This is a genomic window from Mameliella sp. AT18, from assembly GCF_028807275.1.
In the GTDB taxonomy this organism is placed as follows: Bacteria; Pseudomonadota; Alphaproteobacteria; order Rhodobacterales; family Rhodobacteraceae; genus Antarctobacter; species Antarctobacter albus.
Window position 1 is genome coordinate 1 of the sequence record NZ_JARAMO010000159.1, and the last position, 1,487, is coordinate 1,487.

A 1,487-nucleotide genomic window follows, 5' to 3' on the forward strand; every position below is an offset into this window, starting at 1 on the left:
GCCAATGGCGCGCCGTCCGAGACCTTCATCGACTACCGCGACCGCCGCGCCTTCGACAATTTCGGCGAATACCTCGACCTCTACGGCTGCGAACGGATCATCCCCGAGATGGCCCACCCCCGCATTTCCAGCGCGCGGCAACTGCCGGCGGAGCTCCGCGCGCGTCTTGCGCTCGAGCTGTCCCCCTGCAAGGGCGCGATTTGCGCCTGAGTTGCAGCCGGATCGAAGCGCGAAATCCGGGGCCCCTATCGGGGGCCCTTCCCGATTGTCCCCATATTTGTGCCGTATTCCGCTTTCACCCTGACGTGCATATGAGCTTGTGATTCCCAGGAGACCCGGATTGGAACTTTCCACGCAACAGCAAATGCTGGTCGAACAGAAGTTGACCAACGAAAAGAAGTCCTCGACCACGGCCTATCTGCTGTGGTTCTTCCTCAGCGGGTTTTCGGCCCACAGGTTTTACCTGGGCCGCGTCGGCACCGCCATCACCCAGTTGATCCTGCTCTGGGGTGGTATTCTGCTGGCCTATTTCATCATCGGTATCCCGATGCTGCTGGCCTTCGTGATCTGGTGGATCGTCGACGCCTTCCGCATCGGCCCGATCATCGCGCAGGACGCCGCAGCCAAACGTGCGCGGATCGCAAGCGAGGTCGCCCTGACGACTCGGGCCGACTGATCCCACCCGTGACCGGGGCGCCGCCGGCCTTTCGCGGCGCGCGCCCCTTGATTGCGAACGGGAACAATGCCTAACCTGCGGCCAATCGCCCGCATGTTACTTTTGGTTCCAGAGGATTATCCCCCGTGTCGCAGAGCTTTACCCATATCTATTCCGTCGGCGGGACCGATGGAAACGGCGATTACCTGTTGCAGGGGCCGAACGCGATCTCCTCGGTGGTGAGCGACGGCGCCGATGGCAACAATGACAGCAGCACCGCCGTTGGCGACGACGTCACATGGACCGTGTCCAGCGTGTTGACCAGCGGCGCCTATGAGCTGGTCGGATTGACCGCCGACGGCGACCCGGTCCTGTTCGACGGTTCCGCGGCCTATGTCGCCTCGAACAACCCCAGCCTGGGGCCGGGCGTGGTGACGGCTTCTTCGGACACGACCTATACCTATTGCTTTGCAGCCGGCACCCGCATCGCCACCCCGGAAGGAGAGGTCGCGGTCGAAACGCTGGAAATCGGCGCCCCGGTCCTGACGGCAGCGGGCGCGGCTGTCCCGATCCGTTGGATCGGTCGGCAAAGCCTGCGCGCCACGGCGGCGCGCCTGGTCTGCATTCGCGCCGGCGCCCTGGAGCCCGGCCTGCCCCACAGTGACCTGACGGTGACCGCCGATCATGGCATGGTGCTGAATGGCCGGGTCATCAATGCCGGGGTCCTGGTGAACGGGGACACGATCCAGCGTCTGCCCGTCGCAGACCTGTCCGCACGCCTGACCGTTTACCATGTCGAGACCGAGGCCCATGACGTGATCCTGGCCAATGG

Annotated in this window: 2 protein-coding genes and 1 pseudogene; all 3 read left to right on the top strand. The window is 64.2% G+C overall.

All coding sequences use genetic code 11. The annotated features are described in order from the left end of the window. A pseudogene (locus tag PVW46_RS14560) lies at window positions 1-210 on the top strand (hypothetical protein); the annotation flags it as partial. 130 nt (window positions 211-340) lie between these two features. Next, window positions 341-676 (top strand): TM2 domain-containing protein, encoded by a 336-nt coding sequence (locus PVW46_RS14565; RefSeq protein WP_074620729.1) that lies wholly within the window; start codon window positions 341-343, stop codon window positions 674-676. Window positions 677-801: 125 nt separating this feature from the next. Then, the coding region (locus PVW46_RS14570) for a Hint domain-containing protein (protein ID WP_274576377.1) at window positions 802-1,487 on the top strand (686 nt) is incomplete at its 3' end.